This window comes from Streptomyces sp. 13-12-16 (genome assembly GCF_002114215.1).
GTDB lineage: Bacteria > Actinomycetota > Actinomycetes > Streptomycetales > Streptomycetaceae > Streptomyces.
Window position 1 is genome coordinate 3506 of record NZ_NCTE01000732.1, and the last position, 5264, is coordinate 8769.

The 5264-nt window shown below is 73.2% G+C and carries 5 protein-coding genes; 4 read left to right on the plus strand and 1 reads right to left on the minus strand.

Annotated features, from left to right (window positions below; translation table 11 throughout):
* The 4 genes from B7767_RS27480 to B7767_RS27495 all read left to right on the plus strand — a co-directional run.
* Positions 1-547, plus strand: a 547-nt coding sequence (locus tag B7767_RS27480; protein WP_085574536.1) for a flavodoxin-dependent (E)-4-hydroxy-3-methylbut-2-enyl-diphosphate synthase, incomplete at its 5' end; no start/stop codon positions are given.
* A 158-nt stretch (positions 548-705) separates the two neighbouring features.
* The gene (locus tag B7767_RS27485; protein ID WP_085574532.1) at positions 706-1554 is read left to right on the plus strand and encodes a GNAT family N-acetyltransferase; all 849 of its coding nucleotides are present in this window, start codon (positions 706-708) and stop codon (positions 1552-1554) included.
* 27 nt (positions 1555-1581) lie between these two features.
* A complete protein-coding gene (locus B7767_RS27490; RefSeq protein ID WP_085574533.1) occupies positions 1582-2148 on the plus strand; it encodes a GNAT family N-acetyltransferase in 567 nt (188 codons plus the stop codon).
* Positions 2149-2226: 78 nt separating this feature from the next.
* Positions 2227-3927, plus strand: a complete 1701-nt coding sequence (locus tag B7767_RS27495) for a proline--tRNA ligase (protein ID WP_085574534.1) — start codon at positions 2227-2229, stop codon at positions 3925-3927.
* 315 nt (positions 3928-4242) lie between these two features.
* Here the strand turns inward: B7767_RS27495 and B7767_RS27500 are convergent, their stop codons facing one another.
* Entirely contained in the window at positions 4243-5148 is a 906-nt protein-coding gene (locus tag B7767_RS27500) for an aminoglycoside phosphotransferase family protein (protein ID WP_085574535.1), read from the minus strand.
* Positions 5149-5264: the final 116 nt, after the last annotated feature.

A 5264-nucleotide genomic window follows, 5' to 3' on the forward strand; every position in this document is an offset into this window, starting at 1 on the left:
ACTCGCCGCCCAGTGCGACTACCCGCTCCACCTCGGCGTCACCGAGGCCGGGCCCGCCTTCCAGGGCACCGTCAAGTCGGCCGTCGCCTTCGGCGCGCTGCTCTCCCAGGGCATCGGCGACACCATCCGCGTCTCCCTGTCGGCCCCGCCGGTCGAGGAGATCAAGGTCGGCATCCAGATCCTGGAGTCGCTGAACCTGCGCCAGCGCGGCCTGGAGATCGTCTCCTGCCCCTCCTGCGGACGCGCCCAGGTCGACGTCTACAAGCTCGCCGAGGAGGTCACCGCGGGCCTGGAGGGCATGGAGGTGCCGCTGCGCGTCGCCGTGATGGGCTGTGTCGTCAACGGCCCCGGCGAGGCCCGGGAGGCCGACCTCGGCGTCGCCTCCGGCAACGGCAAGGGCCAGATCTTCGTGAAGGGCGAGGTCATCAAGACCGTCCCCGAGTCGAAGATCGTCGAGACGCTGATCGAGGAGGCGATGAAGATCGCCGAGCAGATGGAGAAGGACGGCGTGGCCTCGGGCGAACCGCAGATCTCGGTGGCGGGCTGACGGGTCCTCACCCGTGCCGGGCGGCGTGATCCGGCCCGCCCGGCACATGAGGAAGAGGCCCTTTCAGGACCGGAGCGAGGATCCGGGGGCGGCGGTCCCCGGCCCGCGAAGGTACAGTGCGGAGAAATCAGCAGACCCCAGTGTGTGAGGCCCCGCACGTGTTGACGCAGACCACATCCCGGGTCCTCGAACCGAGTGACCTGGACGCCGCACTCGCTGTACTCGACCGCGAGCCGGTCGCGAACGCCTTCGTGACGGCCCGCGTCCAGATCGCGGGCCTGGACCCGTGGCGGCTCGGCGGCGAGATGTGGGGCTGGTACGAAGGGGGCGTCCTGACGTCCCTGTGCTACGCCGGCGCCAACCTGGTGCCCATCTGCGCCACCCCCCGGGCCGTCCGCGCCTTCGCCGACCGTGCCCGCCGGGCCGGCCGCCGCTGCTCCTCGATCGTCGGTCCGGCCGAGCCCACCGCCGCGCTCTGGCGGCTGCTCGAACCCCAGTGGGGTCCGGCCCGCGAGGTCCGCACCCACCAGCCCCTCATGGTCACCGACCGCCCGTCCGACCTCATAGCCCCCGACCCCTACGTCCGCCGCGTCCGCAAGGACGAGCTGGAGACGGTCATGCCGGCGTGCGTGGCGATGTTCACCGAGGAGGTCGGCGTCTCCCCGCTGGCCGGCGACGGCGGCCTGCTCTACCAGGCCCGGGTCGCCGAGCTCGTCGGCGCCGGCCGCGCCTTCGCCCGCTTCGGCCCCGACGGCAAGGTCGTCTTCAAGGCCGAGATCGGTGCCGCGACCGACCGCGCCTGCCAGATCCAGGGCGTCTGGGTGGCCCCCGAACACCGGGGCAGGGGCGTCGCCGCCCCCGGCATGGCGGCCGTCCTGCGCTACGCCCTGACGGAGATAGCGCCCGTGGCGAGCCTCTACGTCAACGACTTCAACACGCCCGCCCGCAGGACGTACGAGAGGGTGGGCTTCCAGGAGGTCGGCGCCTTCATGAGCGTGCTGTTCTGAGAGGGCACGCCCTGTAGTCTCCCCGGCATGGTGCGCTTTCCCGGTCACGGCCGCCCCCACCCCGACGACATCGTGATCGGCCCCCTCGACCTTTCCGGCCACGTCGACGAGGCGCTGGCGGTGCAGGCGGTGGCGTTCGGGCTCGGCCCCGACGAGGTGGCCGTACGCCGGCAGATCGTGCTGCGGCACATGACCCTCCCGGGCGCCCGGGCCTTCGGCGCCACCGTCAAGGGCCGCCTGGCCGGCTTCGTCTACGGCATGCCCAACGACCGCGCCCACTGGTGGTCCACCGTCGTCGAGCCCTACCTGCGCGCCCGCGGCCACGACGACTGGCTCGACGACTCCTTCGTCATCACCGAGCTGCACGTCCACCCCCGGCACCAGAAGCACGGCATCGGCCGCGCCCTGATCACCACGATCACCGACGGCGCCGAGCAGCCCCGCTCGATCCTCTCCGCGATCGACATCGAGAGCCCCGCCCGCCGGCTGTACCGCTCGCTCGGCTACCAGGACCTCGCCCGCCAGGTCCTCTTCCCCGGCGCCCCCAAGCCGTACGCCGTCATGGGCGCCCCGCTGCCCCTGCTCCGCCGATAGGGACAATGGATTTCCGCCGTCCCGTCCCGCCCGGCTAACCTCCTGTCATCACCCAGACGCAGCAGGAGTACGGAAACCATGGCGAACGCACCGGTCCAGCGCATGTCCCAGTTGATGGCGAAGACGCTGCGCGACGACCCGGCGGACGCCGAGGTCCTCAGCCACAAGCTTCTCGTCCGGGCCGGCTACGTGCGCCGCACCGCCGCCGGCATCTGGACCTGGCTGCCCCTCGGCAAGAAGGTCCTCGCCAACGTCGAGCGGATCGTCCGCGAGGAGATGGACGCCATCGGCGCCCAGGAGGTGCTGCTCCCCGCGCTGCTGCCGCGTGAGCCCTACGAGGCGACCGGCCGCTGGGACGAGTACGGCGCCGAGCTGTTCCGCCTCCAGGACCGCAAGGGCGGTGACTACCTCCTCGGTCCCACCCACGAGGAGATCTTCACCCTGATGGTGAAGGACCAGGCGTCCTCCTACAAGGACCTGCCGGTGATCCTCTACCAGATCCAGTCCAAGTTCCGGGACGAGGCCCGCCCCCGCGCCGGCATCCTGCGCGGCCGCGAGTTCCTCATGAAGGACTCGTACTCCTTCGACCTGGAGGACGAGGGCCTGGCGAAGTCGTACGCCCTGCACCGCCAGGCCTACCAGAAGGTCTTCGAGCGCCTGGGCCTCGACTACCGCATCTGCGCGGCCACCGCCGGCGCCATGGGCGGCTCCAAGTCCGAGGAGTTCCTGGCCCCCGCCGAGGCCGGCGAGGACACCTTCGCGGACTGCCCGAACTGCGACTTCGCCGCCAACACCGAGGCGATCGCCTACGAGCTGAAGCCGGTCGACGCCGCCGGTGTCCCGGCCGCCGAGGACATCCCCACCCCCGACACCCCGACCATCGAGACCCTCGCCGCCTCGCTCGGCGTGCCCGCCTCGGCCACGCTGAAGAACCTGCTGGTCAAGGTCGACGGTGAGATCGTCGCCGTGGGTGTCCCCGGCGACCGCGAGGTCGACATGGACAAGGTCGAGGCGCACTTCGCCCCGGCCGTCGTGGAGATGGTCACCGAGGCCGACTTCGTCGCCCGCCCCGACCTGGTGCGCGGCTACGTCGGTCCGCAGGGCCTGGGCAAGGTGACGTACATCGCCGACCCGCGCGTCGCGCCGGGCACCGCCTGGATCACGGGCGCCAACAAGGCCGACACGCACGCGAAGAACGTGGTCGCGGGCCGTGACTTCGAGGTCGACGCGTACGTGGACGTCGTGGTGGCGCAGGAGGGCGACCCGTGCCCCAAGTGCGGCACGGGCCTGCGGCTGGACCGCGCCATCGAGATCGGCCACATCTTCCAGCTCGGCCGCAAGTACGCCGACGCCCTCAAGCTCGACGTCCTCGGCCAGAACGGCAAGCCGGTCCGCGTCACCATGGGCTCCTACGGCATCGGCGTCTCCCGCGCGGTGGCCGCCCTCGCCGAGCAGACCGCCGACGACAAGGGCCTGTGCTGGCCCGCCGAGGTCGCCCCGGCCGACGTCCACGTGGTCGCCGCCGGCAAGGCGCTCCAGACCGAGCTCGCCCTCGACGTCTCCGAGAAGCTGTCCGCCGCCGGACTCCGCGTCCTGGTCGACGACCGCGCGGGCGTCTCCCCGGGCGTGAAGTTCACCGACTCGGAGCTGATGGGCGTCCCGCGGATCCTGGTCGCCGGCCGCCGCGCGGCGGAGGGCGTCGTCGAACTCAAGGACCGCCGCACGGGCGAACGCGAGGAGCTCACCGTCGACGAGGCCGTCGCCCGCCTCACGGCGTGACGGCGCCACGGGCCCGTGCCGGCGACCGGCCGCACGGGCCCCGGGTCCCACCCGGCCCGTCCCACTTCCACGGGTCGGTGAACGACCGGCCGGGCACCGGCTCGGCGACGAGCGCGACGGCCGTGAAGAAGCTGACCTGAGGACCGGGAAGCGGCCCGGGGGGTGGCGTCCGGATCAGGCCGGCTCCGGTGAGCGGCGACCCGCCGTCGAGCCGGGCGGGGCCCGGTGGCGGGGGTACCTCCCGCGCACGGGGGAGTGGGGTGTGGGGGAGCGGTGCCGGAGCCCGCGACCCCGACGGGGTCCGGACGGTACCTCTCAGAGCCAGCCCGCGAACTCCAGGAGGAGTTCCGCGTCCTGCTCGCGGCCCACGCGGCGGGCCCGTACACCCGATTCCACCGCGCGGAACAGGGTCCAGCCGCTCAGGCGTTCGCGGTCGACCTCCAGGGACTCCGCGAGGCGCTTCACCCGGCGACGGGTCGTCGTGGCGCCGGAGGCCTGGGCGATGAGGTCCTCCACGCGGTCGCGGACCAGCCGGGCCAGGTCGAACGCGTGCTCGCCGACCACCGGGTCCGGTCCCACCGCCAGCCACGGCGTGCGCTCCCCGGACAGCACCTTGCTCTGCCGGAACGTCCCGTGCAGCAGCCGGTGCTCGGGCGGCGCCGCCAGCAGCTCCTCGCGGACCGCCAGCGCGGCCTCCACCAGCGGAGCCACCTCCGGGTCGGCCGCCGCACTCGCCCGCATCGCCCGCGCCTGCCGCTCCGTGCGCTCGGCCACCGTCTCGAAGCCGTGCCCCTCCGGCGGGTCCACCCAGAGCCGGCGCAGCGTCCCCGCCGCCTCCAGCAACGCCTTCGCCTCCGGCAACGACCGCACCGACACATCCGGATGCAGCCGCTCCAGCAACAGCACCCCCTCGGTCGCGCCCGAGGCCGGCTCCAGCAGCCGGACCGCACCCAGACCGCCCCAGTGGGCCAGCGCGGCCCGCTCGCTCTCCGGGCGCGCCCGGCGCGGCGCCAGCTTCAGCACGGCGGGCGTCCCGTCGGCCGTCCGCACCAGCACGACCAGGCTGCTGCGCCCGCCCGGCACCTGCACCCGCTCCACGGTCAACTCACGCCGTGCGACGGCCTCGTGCGCCGTCCCCGGCAGCCCCTCCAGCCAGTCGTCGCCCTCGGGCGCCGTCTCACCGAGCGCCCTCACCAGACGCTTCGGCGGTTCGAAAACCATGCGCGAGTCGTTCCCTTCCTGCTGTACGCGGTGTCCGCCGCCCCGTCACGCCGTCGGCGCCGGGGACCCCGAAGCCGTACCGCCCCGCTCGGCGAGCCCAGGGAAGGCTACGCTCT

Coding starts and splice junctions, on each gene's coding strand:
- B7767_RS27490 (WP_085574533.1), top strand. CDS start 1,582: ATGGTGCGCTTTCCCGGTCACGGCCGCCCCCACCCCGACGACATCGTG.
- B7767_RS27495 (WP_085574534.1), top strand. CDS start 2,227: ATGGCGAACGCACCGGTCCAGCGCATGTCCCAGTTGATGGCGAAGACG.
- B7767_RS27500 (WP_085574535.1), bottom strand. CDS start 5,148: ATGGTTTTCGAACCGCCGAAGCGTCTGGTGAGGGCGCTCGGTGAGACG.